14 protein-coding genes and 2 pseudogenes are annotated in these 17,079 nt (G+C 63.8%); 11 read left to right on the forward strand and 5 right to left on the reverse strand.

Annotation, left to right across the window (positions count from 1 at the left end; all coding sequences use genetic code 11):
- Positions 1–262: 262 nt before the first annotated feature.
- Positions 263–1,765, forward strand: coding sequence for a caspase family protein (locus ACVIJ6_RS29580; RefSeq protein ID WP_456775602.1), 1,503 nt, complete (start codon positions 263–265; stop codon positions 1,763–1,765).
- Between the two features lie 9 nt (positions 1,766–1,774).
- Here the strand turns inward: ACVIJ6_RS29580 and ACVIJ6_RS29585 are convergent, their stop codons facing one another.
- From ACVIJ6_RS29585 to parE, 4 genes are all read right to left on the reverse strand, one after another.
- The gene (locus ACVIJ6_RS29585) at positions 1,775–2,542 is read right to left on the reverse strand and encodes an SDR family NAD(P)-dependent oxidoreductase (RefSeq protein WP_456775603.1); all 768 of its coding nucleotides are present in this window, start codon (positions 2,540–2,542) and stop codon (positions 1,775–1,777) included.
- Positions 2,543–2,601: 59 nt separating this feature from the next.
- The gene (locus ACVIJ6_RS29590; RefSeq protein WP_012044051.1) at positions 2,602–2,787 is read right to left on the reverse strand and encodes a hypothetical protein; all 186 of its coding nucleotides are present in this window, start codon (positions 2,785–2,787) and stop codon (positions 2,602–2,604) included.
- Between the two features lie 188 nt (positions 2,788–2,975).
- On the reverse strand, positions 2,976–3,755 hold the full coding sequence (locus ACVIJ6_RS29595) for an outer membrane protein (protein ID WP_456777109.1): 780 nt from the start codon (positions 3,753–3,755) through the stop codon (positions 2,976–2,978).
- 239 nt (positions 3,756–3,994) lie between these two features.
- The gene (gene parE / locus ACVIJ6_RS29600; protein ID WP_456775604.1) at positions 3,995–6,058 is read right to left on the reverse strand and encodes a DNA topoisomerase IV subunit B; all 2,064 of its coding nucleotides are present in this window, start codon (positions 6,056–6,058) and stop codon (positions 3,995–3,997) included.
- Between the two features lie 268 nt (positions 6,059–6,326).
- Here parE and ACVIJ6_RS29605 point away from each other — a divergent pair, with 268 nt between their 5' ends.
- The 7 genes and pseudogenes from ACVIJ6_RS29605 to ACVIJ6_RS29635 all read left to right on the forward strand — a co-directional run.
- Positions 6,327–6,857 (forward strand): DedA family protein, encoded by a 531-nt coding sequence (locus ACVIJ6_RS29605; protein WP_012044054.1) that lies wholly within the window; start codon positions 6,327–6,329, stop codon positions 6,855–6,857.
- Between the two features lie 245 nt (positions 6,858–7,102).
- Positions 7,103–7,753: an FMN-binding negative transcriptional regulator gene (locus ACVIJ6_RS29610; RefSeq protein WP_456775605.1), complete on the forward strand. Its 651-nt coding sequence runs from the start codon at positions 7,103–7,105 to the stop codon at positions 7,751–7,753.
- Positions 7,754–7,764: 11 nt separating this feature from the next.
- Positions 7,765–8,751, forward strand: coding sequence for an N-acetyl-gamma-glutamyl-phosphate reductase (gene argC / locus ACVIJ6_RS29615; RefSeq protein ID WP_012044056.1), 987 nt, complete (start codon positions 7,765–7,767; stop codon positions 8,749–8,751).
- A 117-nt stretch (positions 8,752–8,868) separates the two neighbouring features.
- Positions 8,869–10,095 (forward strand): threonine ammonia-lyase, encoded by a 1,227-nt coding sequence (locus ACVIJ6_RS29620; RefSeq protein WP_041750746.1) that lies wholly within the window; start codon positions 8,869–8,871, stop codon positions 10,093–10,095.
- A gap of 283 nt (positions 10,096–10,378) precedes the next feature.
- Positions 10,379–11,638, forward strand: a complete 1,260-nt coding sequence (locus ACVIJ6_RS29625) for an extracellular solute-binding protein (protein ID WP_456775606.1) — start codon at positions 10,379–10,381, stop codon at positions 11,636–11,638.
- A 1-nt stretch (position 11,639) separates the two neighbouring features.
- Positions 11,640–12,581 (forward strand): carbohydrate ABC transporter permease, encoded by a 942-nt coding sequence (locus ACVIJ6_RS29630; protein ID WP_456775607.1) that lies wholly within the window; start codon positions 11,640–11,642, stop codon positions 12,579–12,581.
- 34 nt (positions 12,582–12,615) lie between these two features.
- A pseudogene (locus tag ACVIJ6_RS29635) lies at positions 12,616–13,179 on the forward strand (carbohydrate ABC transporter permease); the annotation flags it as partial.
- Here the strand turns inward: ACVIJ6_RS29635 and ACVIJ6_RS29640 are convergent.
- On the reverse strand, positions 13,174–14,130 hold the full coding sequence (locus ACVIJ6_RS29640; RefSeq protein ID WP_456775608.1) for an IS481 family transposase: 957 nt from the start codon (positions 14,128–14,130) through the stop codon (positions 13,174–13,176). The pseudogene ACVIJ6_RS29635 and the gene ACVIJ6_RS29640 sit on opposite strands and share 6 nt — an antisense overlap.
- Before the next feature lie 66 nt (positions 14,131–14,196).
- On the opposite strand from ACVIJ6_RS29640, the pseudogene ACVIJ6_RS29645 reads away from it, so the two are divergent.
- The 3 genes and pseudogenes from ACVIJ6_RS29645 to istB all read left to right on the forward strand — a co-directional run.
- A pseudogene (locus tag ACVIJ6_RS29645) lies at positions 14,197–14,463 on the forward strand (carbohydrate ABC transporter permease); the annotation flags it as partial.
- 241 nt (positions 14,464–14,704) lie between these two features.
- Positions 14,705–16,237, forward strand: a complete 1,533-nt coding sequence (gene istA, locus ACVIJ6_RS29650; protein WP_083780767.1) for an IS21 family transposase — start codon at positions 14,705–14,707, stop codon at positions 16,235–16,237.
- Positions 16,238–16,248: 11 nt separating this feature from the next.
- The gene (istB, locus tag ACVIJ6_RS29655) at positions 16,249–16,992 is read left to right on the forward strand and encodes an IS21-like element helper ATPase IstB (RefSeq protein ID WP_012041725.1); all 744 of its coding nucleotides are present in this window, start codon (positions 16,249–16,251) and stop codon (positions 16,990–16,992) included.
- The last annotated feature ends 87 nt before the right edge of the window (positions 16,993–17,079 follow it).

The raw sequence follows: 17,079 nt of genomic DNA on the forward strand, positions 1-17,079 counted from the left end.
AGTCCCGAAAAACCTTAATGTTTTTGCATTATTTGCAGGCAAACCGTCGCCCAGTCGTCATAGTTCGGGCTCTCCGAATACCGCCGCAGTCATCTGGAGGGCCGACGGTCGAATTGTCGTCGGAATTGTGGCTTGTCGTTGACCCGGCGGGCAGCAACGGGCGGGCGCGTCGACGCTCATGAACCGGCGACGCGAGGCGGCCGACTATCGCAGAGCGGGACGTGGTTGGCGACGTCACGGCGGGACAACAGAGCAGGGACTGATGATGAGATCGATGCGGACGTGGTGGGCCTGCGGACTGATCCTGCTGAGCCTGCTTCTGGCGCCGGCCGCCCAGGCCGAGAAGCGCGTCGCCCTGGTCGTCGGTAATAACGACTACAAATTTGTTCCCAAGCTGCAGAAGGCCGTGAACGACGCGCGCACGATGGGCGACACGTTAAAGCAGCTCGGCTTCAGTGTGATGGTTGCGGAGAATCTCAATCGGCAGCAGTTTAGCCAGGCGCTGCTGGCCTTCGACAATGCTGTCGAGGCGGGCGACACCGCGTTCTTCTTCTATGCCGGTCATGGCTTCGAGATTGCTGGACAGAACTTCCTGCTGCCCACCGACGTGCCCGGGGCGACAGAGGGGCAGGAGGAATTGGTGCGCGATGCTTCGATCATGGCGGATCGCATCATCGAGCGATTGCAGAACAAGAAGGCGCGCACGTCGATCCTGGTGTTCGACGCCTGCCGCAACAATCCGTTCGAGCGCGCTGGCACGCGCGCGGTCGCCGGCGGCGGCGGGTTGGCGCCGATGACGCAGTTGCCTGAGGGCGTGTTCTCGGTGTTTTCCGCCGGGCCGCGGCAGACCGCGCTCGACCGGCTCTCGAACGACGATGCCAATCCGAACTCGGTGTTCACGCGCACCTTTGCCAAGGAGCTGACGCAGCCCGGCGTCAATCTGGTGCAGGTCGCGCAACGCACGCGCCGCGTGGTCAGCGAGCTGGCCGAGACCGTGCGGCACAAGCAGATTCCGGTCTATTTCGACCAGATGGTCGACGACGTTTTCCTGAACGGCATGGCCAAGGGTTCTGCCGCAGCGGACAACAAGCCGGCCGAGCCGCAGCAGAAGCTCGCGGCCTTGCCGCCCGTGTCGGCCCCGCGCATTCCGCCGCCCAACGAGTCGTTGAACGCCCCCATCGCGATGTTCTCGCGCCACAACGGTGGTTGGACCATCACCTTCTCGATCGCCGATCCGACGCTCGGCATTTCCTGGCGCATGGGCGAAGCCGGGGAATTCCGCGAGACCGGCTTCATGGACGTGCTGGATCCGCGCACGCGCAAGCGCATGCCCAATCCCTCGATCCAGCTCCCCGCCGATGCGCCGGCTGGCACGATCGAGGTCCGCTATGTTGACGCGGGCGGCGAGATGCAGGGGCCGTTTCCGATCCGATTCGAGCCGGAAGCTGCCCTGGTGCGTGACCAGCGCAAGATCCTCGACATGACCGCGACCAGCTGGCTGTCGTTCCGCGAGTTCAACGGCCTGCTCGTCTACTACACCCACCTGATGTCGTATCGCTGCGCCATCCGCGAGGTGCGCATCGGCATCGACAGCGCCGTCCCCGACAAGGTGCTGAACATGCCAGGTTGCGACATGAAGGACCCGATCGCGATTCCCTCGAATGCCACGCCCTATCTGAAGCTGCCGCCTGCGACGAAATTCGTTTCCGTCGAGCTCACCTATCGCGACGGTAGCGTTTCGGAGATCAAGAGCTTCCGGCGCTGAGGTGCCGCGTCAGGCCGAGATCGAGTAGCCGCCATCGACTGGAATGGCCGTGCCGGTGACGAAGTCCGACGCCGGTGAGCTCAGAAAGGTCGCGATGCCGGCAAAGTCGTCGATATCGCCCCAGCGGCCAGCGGGTGTTCGCGCCAGCACACGGTCGTGCAGGCCGTCGATCTGCTGGCGCGCGGCACGGGTGAGGTCGGTGTCGATCCAGCCCGGCAGGATCGCATTGACCTGAATGTTGTCAGGCGCCCAGGCGCAGGCACAGGCGCGCGTGTACTGCACGATGCCGCCCTTGCTGGCGGCATAGGCCGGCGCAAAGCTGGCGCCGAAGATCGACAGCATCGAGCCGATGTTGACGATCTTGCCGCCGCCATTCGCCTTGAGCGCGGGGTAGGCGGCCTTTGAACACAGAAACGCGCTGGTGAGATTGGTGTCGATCACCTCGCGCCACTCCTCGAGCTCCAGGAGATGGGGCGGCTTGCGGATGCTCATGCCGGCATTGTTGATCAGAATGTCGATGCGGCCGAGCTCGCGCGAGACCTGCGCGACCATCGCGGCCACATCGTCCTGGTTGCTGACATCGGCGGTAACGGCGATGGCACGCACGCCGCGGTCGGCGAGATCGGCGACAGCGGTCTTCGACTTGGCCGCGTTGCGGCCGACCACGGCGATATCGGCGCCGGAATCAGCTAGGCCCCGGGCCATGCCCAGGCCGATGCCACCATTGCCCCCCGTCACGATCGCGACCTTGCCGCGAAGATCGAATCGTCCAGTCATTCTGCATCCTTATCCTGCTGTTCCGATTCTGCGGGCACCTTTTTCAGCTGGTGCCTTATTCAGCAGGTGCCTTGCCAGATCATCACCAAGCCGAGCGCGCCCATGCCGACACCATAGCCAGCCCATTGCAGCTGATTGATCATGAAGCTCGTCCGCGGCCAAGCCACCACGCCAGTGCCCTGACCGATCCAGAACAGGCCGATGGCGAGCAGGAGCAAGCCGCCGATCAGCAACACTCTCCGCATGGCCGTTTCCTCCTTCATCGACGCGCTTCACAGCATCGAAGACGCCGCTGCGGTCATTTTTGTGAAGATTTGTGACGAGGAAGCTAGCGGCCAAGGCGGCGGATGACCAGCCGCTTTCGGGCACAAAACAAAAAGCCCCGGATCGACCGGGGCTTTTCGCAGTGAAGAAGATACCGAACTCAGGCGGCTCAGTATTTGACGGCCGGGCCGGTCCAGTTGAAGCGGTAGACCAGCGAGGTGCTGATGGTCTGCACCCACGGCTTGAAGGTCACCGAGTCGGTGCTCAGGGCATTGGTACCATCGAAGCGCACGGCAATATCGCTCTTGTTGTAGAAGGCGGTGCGATATTCCGTCTTCATGAACCAGCCCGGGGCCGAGATACCGAAGATGTTCAGATTGTTCTCGACGCCACCACCGATGAACCAGCCATTGCGATTGAAGGAGTCGGTGTGGAAGCCCGACGCTGCGCCGGTGAAGACCGAGTTCAGAGTGGTGCCCGACCAGTGCGATCCGGTATAGCCGCCGTTCACGTAGGACAGGACATTCGGGGCGACCAGATAGCCGACGCGCACGCCAGCAGCCCAGCTATCCTGCAGCTTGATGCGGCCCGTCAATCCAGCGAACTGATCCTGGATGTCACCGCGCAGGCTGCCGAACTGGCCATCGCCGAACACGCCAACAACCCACGTGGGGCTGACCTGCCAATCGTAACCAGCACCGACAGTGCCGAACCAGCCGTCGCCGCCGACACGCTGATTGAGCGTCGAAGCGAAACCGGTGCGGTTGCTGTTGGAGTCAGCATCCCAGATGCCGCCACCCGCACCACCAAAAATATAGAAGCCGGTCCAGCTCGGCGCGAGCGGTGCAGCCATCGGGGCTTTGGTATAGGGACGGGCGGCCAGATCGGCGGCGGATGCGGCACCGGTCATTGCCGCCATTGCGGTCACAGCGAGCAAAAGCTTCTTCATGTTCAATTCCCCAAGATCGACGTGTCGCCTAGACCAATTTGGCAGCGGCGATTCCTTCGCCGTTTCTGCCTGAACTATAGCCGATTGGCGCCCAAATGCTGTTGCCGGCTGAGCACACCAGAGGGGAAAGTGCGGTGCGGAACGACAGTTGTTCCGGTAGGTACCTGATTTAAAAAGGTAAAAGCAGGTCCACGCGAGGGCGTGGAACCTGCAATCAACGCGGGAGAATCGGTCAAAAACTAGACGTCGAGCAGCTCGTCGCTGGCGAATTCCGCCTTTTCCGAAATAAAAGCGAAGCGTGCCTCCGCTTTGGTTCCCATCAGCCGCTCGACCGAGTCGGCGGTGCCGTCGCGATCGTCGGCCAGCAGCACGACTCGCAACAGGGTCCGCTTGGCCGGATCCATCGTGGTCTCCTTGAGCTGCGCCGGCATCATTTCGCCCAGACCTTTGAAGCGGCCGATGTCGACCTTGGCGTTGGCGTTGAACTCGCGCTTCAGGATCTCGTCCCGGTGTGCCTCGTCGCGGGCATAGAAGGTTTTGCTGTTGTGGGTAAGTCGGTAGAGCGGCGGCACTGCCAGATAGAGATGGCCCTCGTCGATCAGCCGCGGCATCTGCCGGTAGAAGAAGGTGATCAACAGAGAGGCAATGTGGGCACCGTCGACGTCGGCGTCGGTCATGATGATGATGCGCTGGTAACGCAGATCCTCTTCGCGATACGACGTGCCGGTGCCGGCGCCGATTGCCATCACGAGGTCGGCGAGTTGGGCGTTGGCGGTGAGCTTGTCCTTGCCGGCCGAGGCGACGTTGAGGATCTTGCCGCGCAGGGGCAGCACCGCCTGCTTCTTGCGGTCGCGGGCCTGTTTGGCGCTGCCGCCGGCCGAATCGCCCTCGACGATGAACAACTCGGAGCCTTCGGTGCCGGCGTCGGTGCAGTCGGCGAGCTTGCCGGGCAGGCGCAGCTTCTTGGTCGCGGTCTTGCGCGCCGTCTCCTTTTCCTGGCGGCGACGGATGCGGTCCTCGGCGCGCTCGATGACGAAATCGAGCAGGCGATTGGCCTGTACCGGATTGCCCGACAGCCAGTGGTCGAACGGGTCCTTGACCGCCTGCTCGACGATGCGCTGCGCCTCGGCGGTCGCCAGGCGATCCTTGGTCTGGCCCTGGAATTCCGGCTCGCGCACGAATACCGAGAGCATGATGGCGGCCCCCGCCATGATGTCCTCGGAGGTGATGTTGGCCGAGCGCTTGCCCTGGCCGACGCGCTCGGCGTGGTCCTTCAGGCCGCGGAGCAGGGCGCTGCGGATGCCGGATTCGTGCGTGCCGCCGTCGGGGGTCGGGATGGTGTTGCAGTAGGACGAGAGGAAGCCGTCGGCGTCGGCGGTCCAGGCCACCGCCCATTCGCAGCCGCCATGGCCACCGGTGCGGCCTGACTTGCCGGCGAAGATGTCGGGATGGACCAACGTGTCGGCATGGATCGCCGCCGCCAGATAATCCTTCAGGCCGCCGGGGAAGTGGAAGGTCGCCTCGGGCTGGACGTCCTCGATGCCCTTCAACAGCGACGGATCGCACTTCCAGCGGATCTCGACACCGCCGAACAGATAGGCTTTGGAGCGGGCCATCTTGAACAGGCGTTGCGGCTTGAACGTCGCCTTGGCACCGAAGATGGTCGGGTCGGGCTGGAAGCGGACCTTGGTGCCACGTCGGTTGGCGACCTTGCCGATCTCCTCGAGCTTGCCCTTGGGATGGCCGCGCTCGAAAATCATCCGGTAGAGCTTCTGGTTGCGCGCGACCTCGACCTCGAGCCGGGTCGAGAGTGCGTTCACCACGGAGATGCCGACGCCGTGCAGGCCGCCCGAGGTCTCGTAGACCTTAGAGTCGAACTTGCCGCCGGCGTGCAGCGTGCACATGATGATTTCGAGCGCCGACTTCTTCGGGAATTTCGGATGCGGATCGACCGGGATGCCGCGGCCATTGTCGGTCACCGTGAGGAAGCCCTGGGCGTCGAGTTCGACCTCGATGAAGGTGGCGTGACCCGCCAGCGCTTCGTCCATCGAATTGTCGATGACCTCGGCGAACAGGTGGTGCAGCGCCTTCTCGTCGGTGCCGCCGATATACATGCCCGGGCGGCGCCGCACCGGCTCCAGGCCCTCCAGGACCTCGATGTCGCGCGCGGTGTACTCGCCCTCGGAACCTGCCGCGCGGGCGGCTGGCTTGGCCTGGGCCTTACCCTTGGCGGCGAACGCCGCCAGCGGGTCGGCGACGCCCTTGGCCTTGGCTTTTGCAGCTGATTTCAATGGCTTACCCATGGAATTTGATGTTGCGCTTGCGCAAGATGGAACGAATCGTTGAGCCTGACTATGCCATGGACCGGCATAAAACAATGACCCAGGAAACCGCGCGCCTCCGGCCGCGGCGCGGCCGCTGTCGCAATTGGCGGCGGGAACCGCGCTGTTCACGCGCCACAGCCGATTGTTGTGACTTGAAGTCGGCGGGCTCCGTGGCGTACCAGTCGACCAAGGGGAACCCCGAAAGCCATCAAAGACTTAGCGATCAGCACGGGAAGGCATCGAGCAGATGGAAGATTTTGGTCGCGCGGTTGCCGATTTCGTGCGCGACCATCAGGCTTGGGCTGCACCGGTGGTCCTGCTGCTCGCCTTTGGCGAGTCGCTGGCTTTCATATCCCTGCTGATTCCAGCCTGGGGTGCCCTGGTGGCCATCGGTGCCCTGATCGGCGCCACCGGGATCAGCTTTTGGCCGGTGTGGCTGGCGGGAGGAATTGGTGCCGCGCTCGGCGATTGGGTCTCGTATTGGTTCGGCTATCGCTACAAGGACCGCGTCGCCCAGATGTGGCCGCTGTCGCGCTACCCCGAATTGTTGCCGCGCGGGGAAGCCTTCGTGCGCGACTGGGGCGTGCCGGGCATCTTCATCGGCCGGTTCTTCGGGCCGTTGCGTGCCTCGGTGCCGCTGGCTGCGGGCATCTTCGAGATGCCCTATATGATGTTCCAGATTGCCAATTTCGTCTCGGCGCTGGTGTGGTCGGCGGTGCTGCTGCTGTTCGGCGACATCATCGGCCGCATCATGGAATGGCTCTGGCGCGCGGTTTGACGCTGGGATCCGACGTCCCCGGCGAGTCGCGACCTTGACGCAGGAACCGGCCGGCCTTATAGGCCTGCGCCCATGATCAACGCAGCGACCAACATGATCGCCGAAATGCGCCGTCGTACCCCGGCGGTACGGGCGATGATCTGCGTTTGAGATCACAGCCCTTGCCGCCGGATCCAGTCCCGCGGCAATCCTTCTCCTTGCAGCGCGATTGATCAGGCGGCTCCTTCGTCCAGCAGGAGTGTCCGATGTATACGCCACCGCCCTTCAAGCCCGACCGCGCCGCGAGCCTCGGCTTCGCTGACGCGCGCGGCTTCGGCACGGTCTGCGCGTGGGACGGCTCCAAGCCGATCGCATCTCTGGTGCCGTTTCATCTGGGCGCGTTGAATGACGGCACGCCGCAGGCATTCTTTCATGTCGCGCGCAACAATCCGCTGGCAAAGGTTGCCGACGGCGCGACGCCCTGGCTGCTCGCCGTCAGCGGCGCCGATGCCTATGTCTCGGCCGATTGGTACGTGTCGCCCGACCAGGTTCCGACTTGGCTCTATCGGGCGGTTCATCTGACTGGCACGGCGCGGATCTTGTCGGAGGCCGAGCTTGCGCGGCAGGTCGATGAGGTCAGTGCCAAGTTCGAGCAGCGGCTGCTGCCGAAGAAGCCCTGGACGTCGGACAAGATGACGGCGGGACGCCTCGAGGCGATGCGCAAGGCGATCGTCGGCATCGTCATGACGATCGACCAGGTCGAAGGCAGCTTCAAGCTCAACCAGCACAAATCCGAGGCGGACTACGCCGCGATCGCGACCAGGCTCGGCGAGCAGCCCGACATCGGCTCGCAACAGATTTCGTCTCTCATGCGGCAGGCGCGGCCCCAGGCCTTTGCCGGCGAAACCCAGACCTGAAGGAGCGTGTCATGACCGTGATCGATAGCAATCCGCCGAAGGCCAAAAGCGCAGCTGGCGCCGCGAGCCGCTCCGTGTTCGTCGACGGTGGCTCCGGCACGACGGGCCTCGGCATTGCCGAGCGGCTGGCCCATCAGAGCGATATCGTCGTGAAGACGATCGCCGAGGATAAGCGCAAGGATCCGGCCGCCAAACAGGCGCTGATGGCCGAGGTGGATCTCGTGATTCTTTGCCTGCCCGACGACGCCGCCAAGGAGACCGTCGCGCTGATCGATGGAATGGGTCCCTCGGCACCGAAAGTGCTGGACGCGTCGACCGCGTTTCGAGTGGCTCCGGACTGGGCCTATGGCTTTCCCGAGCTGACGGCCGATCAGGCCGACAAGATCCGCAATGCGCGCAAGGTCTCCAACCCCGGCTGCTATCCAACCGGCGGCATCGCGCTGCTGAGGCCGTTGGTCGACGCCGGCCTGCTGCCCCAGGATTATCCGGTCACCGTGAACGCGGTCAGCGGCTACTCCGGCGGCGGCAAGACGATGATTGCGGCCTATGAGAATGGCACGGCTCCCAACTTTGAGTTGTACGGCCTCGGCCTCGAACACAAGCATTTGCCCGAGCTGCAGCTTTATTCGAAGCTGACGCGGCGGCCAATCTTCATTCCCTCTGTCGGTAACTATCGGCAGGGCATGCTGGTGTCGGTGCCGCTGCAGCTCGACACGCTGCCCGGCAAGCCGTCTGGTGCGGATCTTCAATCCGCGCTGGCGAAGCACTATGCGGGCAGCAAATATGTGTCGGTGATGCCGCTCGACGGCGATGCGGCCAGAAGCGGCCGTCTCGAACCCGAGGCGCTCAACGGCAGCAACAGGCTTGAGCTCTACGTGTTCGCGAGCGACAAGCATGGCCAGGCTGTTCTGGTGGCGCGGCTCGACAATCTCGGCAAGGGTGCGTCGGGCGCTGCCGTGCAAAACATGCGGCTGATGCTCGGCCTTGCCGACGTCTGAGTTCGCTCTACATTGCTACGACCGCAGACGCGGCCACTTCCATCGGATACATGATGCGTGAGCCGGCATGATGCCGGCTCCGCCGCGCAACGCCGCGCGCCAATGTTGGGCAGACCCATGACCGCCTATGATCTCAGCAAGCTGCCCGTCACCCTTGACGACGTGCGCGCCGCCGCAGCAACGATCCAAGGCGTTGTGCTCGAGACAGCCTGCAATCAGAGCCGCACATTGGGCGAGATCTGCAAATGCAATCTATGGTTGAAGTTCGAGAATCTGCAGTTTACGTCCTCGTTCAAGGATCGCGGTGCGCTGAACCGGCTCAACGCGCTGACCGCCGAGCAGAGGCCGCGCGGCGTGATCGCGATGTCCGCCGGCAATCATGCGCAGGGCGTCGCCTATAATGCGCGGCGCCTCGGCATTCCTGCCACCATCGTGATGCCCGTCGGGACGCCGATGGTGAAGGTGGAGAACACGCGCCGCCACGGCGCGGAAGTCATCATCTCCGGTACAAATCTGGAAGAAGCGGGCGCATTCGCCCGTAGCCACGGTGCGGCGCATGGCATGACGTTGATCCACCCTTACGACGATCCGCTGATCATCGCGGGGCAGGGCACGGTCGCGCTGGAGATGCTCGCCGCAGTGCCTGAGCTCGATACGCTCGTCGTTCCGATCGGCGGCGGCGGGCTGATCTCGGGCATCGCGGTGGTCGCCCGCGCGCTCAAGCCATCGGTGCGGATCATCGGCGTTCAGGCCGAGCTTTATCCGTCGATGTACAACGCCATCAGCGGCAAAGACTTGCCGATGCGCGGCGACACCCTCGCCGAGGGCATTGCGGTCAAATCGCCGGGACGGATCACGACCGAGATCATCCGCCATCTCGTTGACGACATTCTGCTCGTGACCGAGCCGCAGATCGAACAAGCCTTGGCGACGCTGATCTCGATCGAGAAGACCGTGGTCGAAGGGGCCGGCGCCGCCGGTCTGGCTGCGGTGCTCGCCAACCCCGGCGAATTCGCCGGCCGTCATGTCGGACTGGTGCTGAGCGGCGGCAACATCGACACCAGGCTGATCGCATCGGTTCTGACCCGCGAGCTCGCGCGCGAGGGACGGCTGACGCAGCTGACGATCGACATCGTCGATCGGCCGGGACAGCTCGCGGCGGTGTCGAGCCTGCTGGGCGACGCCGGCGCCAACATCATCGAGGTGTCGCATCAGCGCACCTTCTCGGTCCTGCCAGCCAAGGCGACGCTGTTGGAACTCGTCATCGAGACCCGCGATCAAGCGCATCTCAACGACGTCATGGCCAAGCTCGCCGCAGCGAATTTCAAGGCGCGTTGCACCTGAGTCCGCCACGCGCCTTTCGCGCGGCGTTCTCCGACTGAGATCGGCGTGGCGCAGGAGGGGACGCTGGCGCCGTCGCACGTCATGCTTGGATTTCGCAATGCAAAGTCGTGTGCGGCGCAATGCGTAGAGTGTTCCGGAACAGCAATCCTCCCGGAACTCATCGCGTATGAGTTCGCAAACGCAAAACATCCCTGTGAGGTTGATCAGGTCAGAATTTTAGTTGCGCACCTCAATATTTGAGGACAGCATTGCGTCCAACAAAGAAGCCGGCTGGGAGGACGTGATGAGACTGCTCGCGAAGCTGGGACTCGCCGCTGCCGCATGCCTGATCGGGGCCAACGCCGCGAACGCCGACACCACCGTCAAATGGCTGCACATCGAGGTCAATCCGGCGCAGGTCAAGATCTGGGACGAGGTGGCCCGCGCCTATGAGGCGTCGCATCCGGGCGTGAAGGTCGAGATGCAGTTCCTGGAGAACGAGGCCTACAAGGCCAAGCTGCCGACCATTCTGCAATCAAAGGACCGGCCGAACATCATCTACAGCTGGGCCGGCGGCGTACTGAAGGCGCAGATCGAGGCGGGCGTCCTCGACGACATCACCGATCAGGTGAAGGGCTACAGCGACAGCCTGACGCCTGCGGCACTTGCGGCATTCACCGACAATGGCCGCATCTACGGTCTGCCGATCGCGCTGTCGCAGGTCGGTTTCCTCTGCAACAAGGAGCTGATGGCCAAGGCCAAGATCGATCCGGCCGCCATCAAGAGCTGGGACGATCTGCTTGGCGCCGTGAAGACGCTGAAGGCCGCGGGCGTGACCCCGATCGTGGTCGGCGGCGCCGACAAATGGCCGCTGCACTTCTACTGGACGCACCTTGCGGTTCGCATCGGTGGCAAGTTGGCATTCGATGCGGCGCTGCGCGGCGAGAATGGCGGCTTTGCTGGAGAGACCTTCGTCAAATCCGGCGAGCTGTTCAAGCAGCTCGTCGATCTGCAGCCGTTCCAGAACGGCTTTCTCGGCTTCAAGAACCCCCAGGCCGTTGGCTATTTCGGCGACGGCAAGGCCGCGATGACTCTTGCCATCAGCTCCGCCTATCATCTGCAGCGCGCGCTCGCAGCCGACAAGATCGGCTTGAGCGAGGATAAGCTCTGCTGGTTCGATTTCCCGGCCGTGGCCGGCGGCAAGGGGGCTCCGGCCGATACGCTCGGCGGCATCACCGGCTGGCTCATCACCAAGGGCTCGCCGAAGGAAGCAGTCGATTTCCTGAAGTATTTCATTTCGAAGGATGTGCAGATGCGGTTGGCGGCCGGCAACTTCATCGTCCCGGTCGTGCAGGGCGCCGACGCCGGCCTCAACAATGGCTTCATGAAGCTGATCGCGGCCAACCTGGCGAAGTCGAACTATCACCAGAATTTCTATGACCAGAGCCTTGGTCCCTCGGTCGGCCGCGTCGTCAACGATGTCTCGGCGGAGATCGCAGGCGGCAGCATGAGTCCGCAGGACGCAGCCAAGGCGATCGAAGCGGCCCGCAAACAGGGCAACTGACATGGCCCGTCAGATTGCGAGCTCGTCGGCGATCCAAGTCGTCCGGCCGCCGCTGGCCGCGCAAGCGAGCCGCGGACCGAGCTGGGACGGACGATACACCGTCCTGATCCTGTTCCTGCCGCCGGCACTGCTGTTGTTCACGCTGTTCGTGGTGCTGCCGATTGGGGAGGCGGCCTGGTACTCGGCCTTCAACTGGAACGGCTTCGGCAGGCCGACCAACTGGATCGGCCTGGACAACTACCGCTTTGTGCTGGAGACGCGCGCATTCTGGCTCGCGCTGCGCAACAACGGCCTGATCATCGCGGTCTCCCTCTGCCTCCAGCTGCCGCTGGCGCTCACGCTGGCCCTGATGCTCTCGGAACGGTTCCGCGGCGCGGTGGCGCTGCGCATGCTGTTCTTCATGCCGTACATCCTGGCCGAGATCGCGACCGGGCTGATCTTCAGCTTCGTTTATGACGGCGATTACGGCCTCGTCGCCTCGTTATGGCGCAGCTTCGGTGCCGAGCCGCCGCATCTTCTGGCGTCGACCGACACCGCCATGCTGGCGGTGCTGATCGTGATCGTCTGGAAGTATTTCGGCTTCCACATGATGCTGTTCATTGCTGCGCTGCAGAGCATCGACAAGAGCCTGATCGAGGCGGCCCGAATCGACGGCGCGACGCGGACGCAGAGCTTGCGTCATGTCGTCATTCCCTTGCTCTACCCGACGATCCGGCTCTCCGTTTTCTTTGCGATCATCGGGTCGTTGCAGCTGTTCGACCTGGTCATGCCGCTGACGCGTGGCGGCCCCGCCGATTCCTCCAACACGATGGTCAGCTTTCTCTACAACAACGGCATTTCCCGCATGCGCGTCGGTTACGGCAGCGCCATCGGCGTTATCCTGTTCGTGATCTGCCTGACCTTTGCGTTCACCTACAAGCGATGGTTCATGCGCGATGAATAGTGCGGACACCACCAGGGCGCCGTTCGATCCGGCCATGCTGTTGAAGGCGGCGTTCCTCGCCGTCGTCGCGATCTTCGTGCTGGTGCCGCTGCTCGCGACCTTGCTCGGCGGCTTCAAGTCTCTCGGCGAACTGCGCGTCAATCCTTTCGGCCTGCCGCAGCATTGGGAATGGCAGAATTATGCCGACATCCTGCTCTCGGGGCGCTACTGGCAGTTGCTGCGCAACTCGCTGATCATCTCGACCCTGACGGTCACCCTGACCCTGATCGTCGCGTCGATGGCGGCGTTCACCTTTGCCCATGTCCGGTTCTTCGGCAGCTCTATGCTGCTGAGCTATCTCACCCTGGGGCTGCTGTTCCCGGCGGCCACGGCGGTGTTGCCGCTGTTCGTCAAGGTGCGCGATCTCGGGCTGCTCGACACCTATTTCGGCGTCGCGCTGCCGCAGGTCGCCTTCAGCCTCGCGATGAGCGTGCTGCTGCTGCGTCGTTTCTTCAAGGACCTCCCCTACGAACTGCTCGAAGCGGCGCTGGTCGACGGCTGCAGCTACGTCAAGTTCTTCCGCTACGTGACGCTGCCGCTGTCGCGGCCGATCCTAGCTGTGGAGCCTCAGGAGGTTGTCCTCGGTTAAACCGAGTCTGCTGATAGGCGGCTGGGAGTTTATGCCGCCGTGAGGCCGGTGCCAATTATACTGGTGCAGCCAGATGGGCAGTTGCGCGGCGCGCTGATCGGAAGTGGGATAGGTGTGTGCATAAGCCCACTCCCGGAGCGCTGTCTGGATAAAGCGTTCAGCCTTGCCATTGGTTCTGGGCGTGTAGGGCTTGGTGCGGATATGCTTGAGACCAATATCGCGGCAGGCCTTATCGAAATCGAAGCCGATATAGCAGCCTCCGTTGTCAGTCATGACGCGGGTGACGGTAACGCCCAAGCTCTTGTAGTGAGCGACAGCGGCCTTGAGAAACGCAACAGCACTCTCGGCGGTCTGATCCGGCTTGAGCTGTGAAAAAGCGACACGGGAGTGGTCATCGATGCAGACATGCATGTACTCCCAGCCAAGACCGCGACAATGACTATAACCGTTCCGATTACCGGTGACGCGATGGCCGCTTTGCGCGAAACGGCCGAGCTTTTTGATATCGATATGGATCATCTCGCCGGGCGCAGCGTGCTCATAGCGACGCACCGGTTCGATCGGCTCCAGATCACGGATTCGGTTCAGCCCCAGCCGTCGCAGAACGCGGCTGACCGTGGCCGGCGACACCTTAACCTCAGCCGCAATCTGCTTGCCGGTGTGGCGCTGACGGCGCAGAGCCTCGATAGCGGTACATGTGGCAGCAGTGGTTTGGCCTGGCGATGAGTGCGGTCTGGAGGAGCGATCGAGCAATCCCTCGACACCTTCCTCGCGGAACCGCCTCACCCATTTGGCTACGGTCTTCGGCGTCGTATTGTACTGGTAAGCAGCTTCAGCATAGCTCAGCCCACCGTCTACGACACTGCGCACCATCGCCTCTCGACCTTTCGGTGTCATAGGCGCATTCTTGTGGACGTCCATCTGGTCTCTCCTTGGAACACTGAAGCTTCGCAACCTCAGCTTCCTCGGTTCAGACCGGATGGACAACCTCCTGGAAGACCACACCTAGCCACCGTCGGCACCATTACCTTCGTCAATAGCTGGAACGCCTATCTGCTGCCGCTCGTGATGCTGAACACCGATGCGCTGTATCCCTGGCCGCTCGGCATCATGGTCTATCAGGGCGAGTATTCCTCGGAGTGGCACCTGATCCTTGCCTTCATCACGCTGACCATCCTTCCGACGATCATCCTCTTTCTGCTGGCGCAGAAGCACATCGTCGCCGGCCTCACATCGGGCGCGGTCAAGGGATGAACACGATCTCACGGAGTGCGGATTCCGATCGATGTCGCCCAGGATTCCGAGATGATCTCGCCCACCATTCCGATTTGAAGTCGCCCACCCGTTCCGAGATGATGTCGCCCACGATTCCGGGATGATGTCGCCCGGGTATCGCAAGAGCGAACCCGGGGTGACGAGACCTCTTCTGGCTCCCATAGGGTCAACCTTTCGGCTTTGCGAAGGGGGACCCTGGATGCCGACGGAGAGGCTTGCGATGCGCCGTGTGCGCGATGTGATCAGGATGAAGGCGGCTGGGCTGCCGAGCCGCGAGATTGCTCGGCGGATGGGCGCGGCGCCCTCGACAGTGCGGCTGACCATCCGGCGGTTCGAGGCCGCAGGCCTGAGCTGGCCGTTGCCCGACGAACTCACGGACGCGGCCCTGGAGGCCCGCCTGTTCGCCAAGACCGGCAACGGTAACCGGCAGGGTCATCGCCGCATCGCCGAGCCCGATTGGGCGGCGGTGCACCGCGAGCTCAAGCGCAAGCACGTGACGCTGTCGATCCTGTGGGAGGAGTACATCGGCGCCGAGCCCGGCGGATACCGGTACTCGCGCTTCTGCGAGCTTTACCGCGCCTGGGAGGGACGCCTGTCGGTGACGATGCGCCAGGCGCACGCGGCCGGTGACAAGCTGTTCGTCGACTACGCGGGCGACGGCGTGCCGGTGGTGGTCGACCGCCTCACCGGCGAGCGGAGGACGGCGCAGATCTTCGTCGCCGTGCTCGGCGCCTCGAGCTTCACCTACGCGCAGGCGACGTGGACGCAGGGGCTCGCCGACTGGATCAGCGCCCATGTTGGCGCCTTCGCGGCGATCGGCGGCGTCCCGGCGCTCCTGGTGCCTGACAACACCAAAGTCGCAGTCATCAAGGCGAGCCTCTACGACCCGCAGATCAATCGCACCTATGCGGAGATGGCCGCGCATTACGGCACGGCCGTCTTGCCGGCGCGACCTCGCAAGCCGCGCGACAAGGCCAAGGTCGAGCAGGCCGTCCTCATCATCGAGCGCTGGCTGCTCGGTCGCCTGCGCCACCGCGTCTTCTACAGCCTCGCCGAGGTCAACGCAGCGATCGGCGAGTTGCTCACCAGGCTCAACGAGGAGCGGCCGATCCGGCGGCTCGGCGTGACGCGCCGCCGGCTGCTCGAGGAGATCGACCGGCCGGCGCTCAAGCCGTTGCCGGCGAGCCCCTACGTGCTCGCCGAGTGGCGGATCCGCCGCGTCAGCCTCGACTACCACGTCGAGGTGGAGAAGCATTATTACAGCGTTCCGCATCGCTTCGCGCGTGCCGAGGTCGAGGTGCGGTTCACCGCCCGCACCGTCGAGATCTTCCACAAGGGCGAGCGGATTGCCGCGCATCAGCGCATGAGTGGCAATCACAAGCACACCACCGTGCCGGAGCACATGGCCTCCAGCCATCGGCGCTACGCCGGCTGGACTATCGGGCGTATCCGTCAGGACGCCGCCGCGATCGGGCCGGCAACCAGCGCATTGTGCGACCTCATTCTCGACGAGCGCTCGCACCCCGAACAAGGCTTCCGCGCCTGCCTCGGCATCCTCAGGCTCGCCGCCTCCTATGGGCGCGAACGGCTGGACGCGGCGGCTGCGCGGGCGATCGACATCGGCGCGCGCACCTATGGCTCGGTCAAGTCGATCCTCGCCAACAATCTCGATCGGCGTCCCGCTCACCAGCGCTCCGCGGACGATGCGCCGATCCTGCATGCCAACATCCGCGGACCGCGCTACTACAATTAGGAGACCGTCCCTTGCTCACCCATCCGACCCTCGACCGCCTCAACGCCCTCGGCCTCCACGGCATGGCCAAGGCCTTCGCCGACATCGAAGCCGCCGGTGAGGCTGGCAGCCTCGGTCACGCCGAATGGCTTGCTCTGCTGCTCGAACGTGAAGCCTCGCTGCGGCACGACAAACGGCTCGCCACTCGCCTGCGCTACGCCAAGCTGCGCCAGCAGGCATGCGTCGAGGACATCGACTACCGCACCCCGCGCGGTCTCGACCGCCCGCTGTTCGCCAAGCTTGTCGAGGGCCGTTGGATCGACGACCACGTCAATCTCCTGATCTGCGGCCCGGCAGGCGTCGGCAAGAGTTGGCTCGCCTCGGCGCTCGGCCACAAGGCCTGTCGCGACAATCGCTCCGTGCTCTATCAACGCGTCCCGCGCCTGTTCGACGATCTGGCGCTCGCCCGCGGCGACGGTCGTCACCCACGCCTGTTGCGCGGCCTTGGCCGTGTCGATCTGCTGATCCTCGATGATTGGGGGCTCGAGCCGCTCGATGCCGGCGCCCGTCACGACCTCCTGGAAATCCTCGAAGATCGCTACGGTCATCGCTCCACCATCGTCACCAGCCAGCTCCCCGTGGACCAGTGGCATCTGCTCATTGGAGATCCCACCTATGCCGACGCCGTGCTCGATCGCCTCGTCCACAATGCCCATCGGCTCGACCTCACCGGTGAGAGCCTGCGCCGAACTCGGCAATCCGCCCGAAAGACCTGAGCGCCGTGGACATGCCGCTGCGCTTGGACAACGCAATCGCGTTGTCCACATGCCCACAGCAACCGCAGAAGAAGAAAAAAGGTTGAA

It is taken from the genome of Bradyrhizobium sp. USDA 4369 (assembly GCF_054056435.1).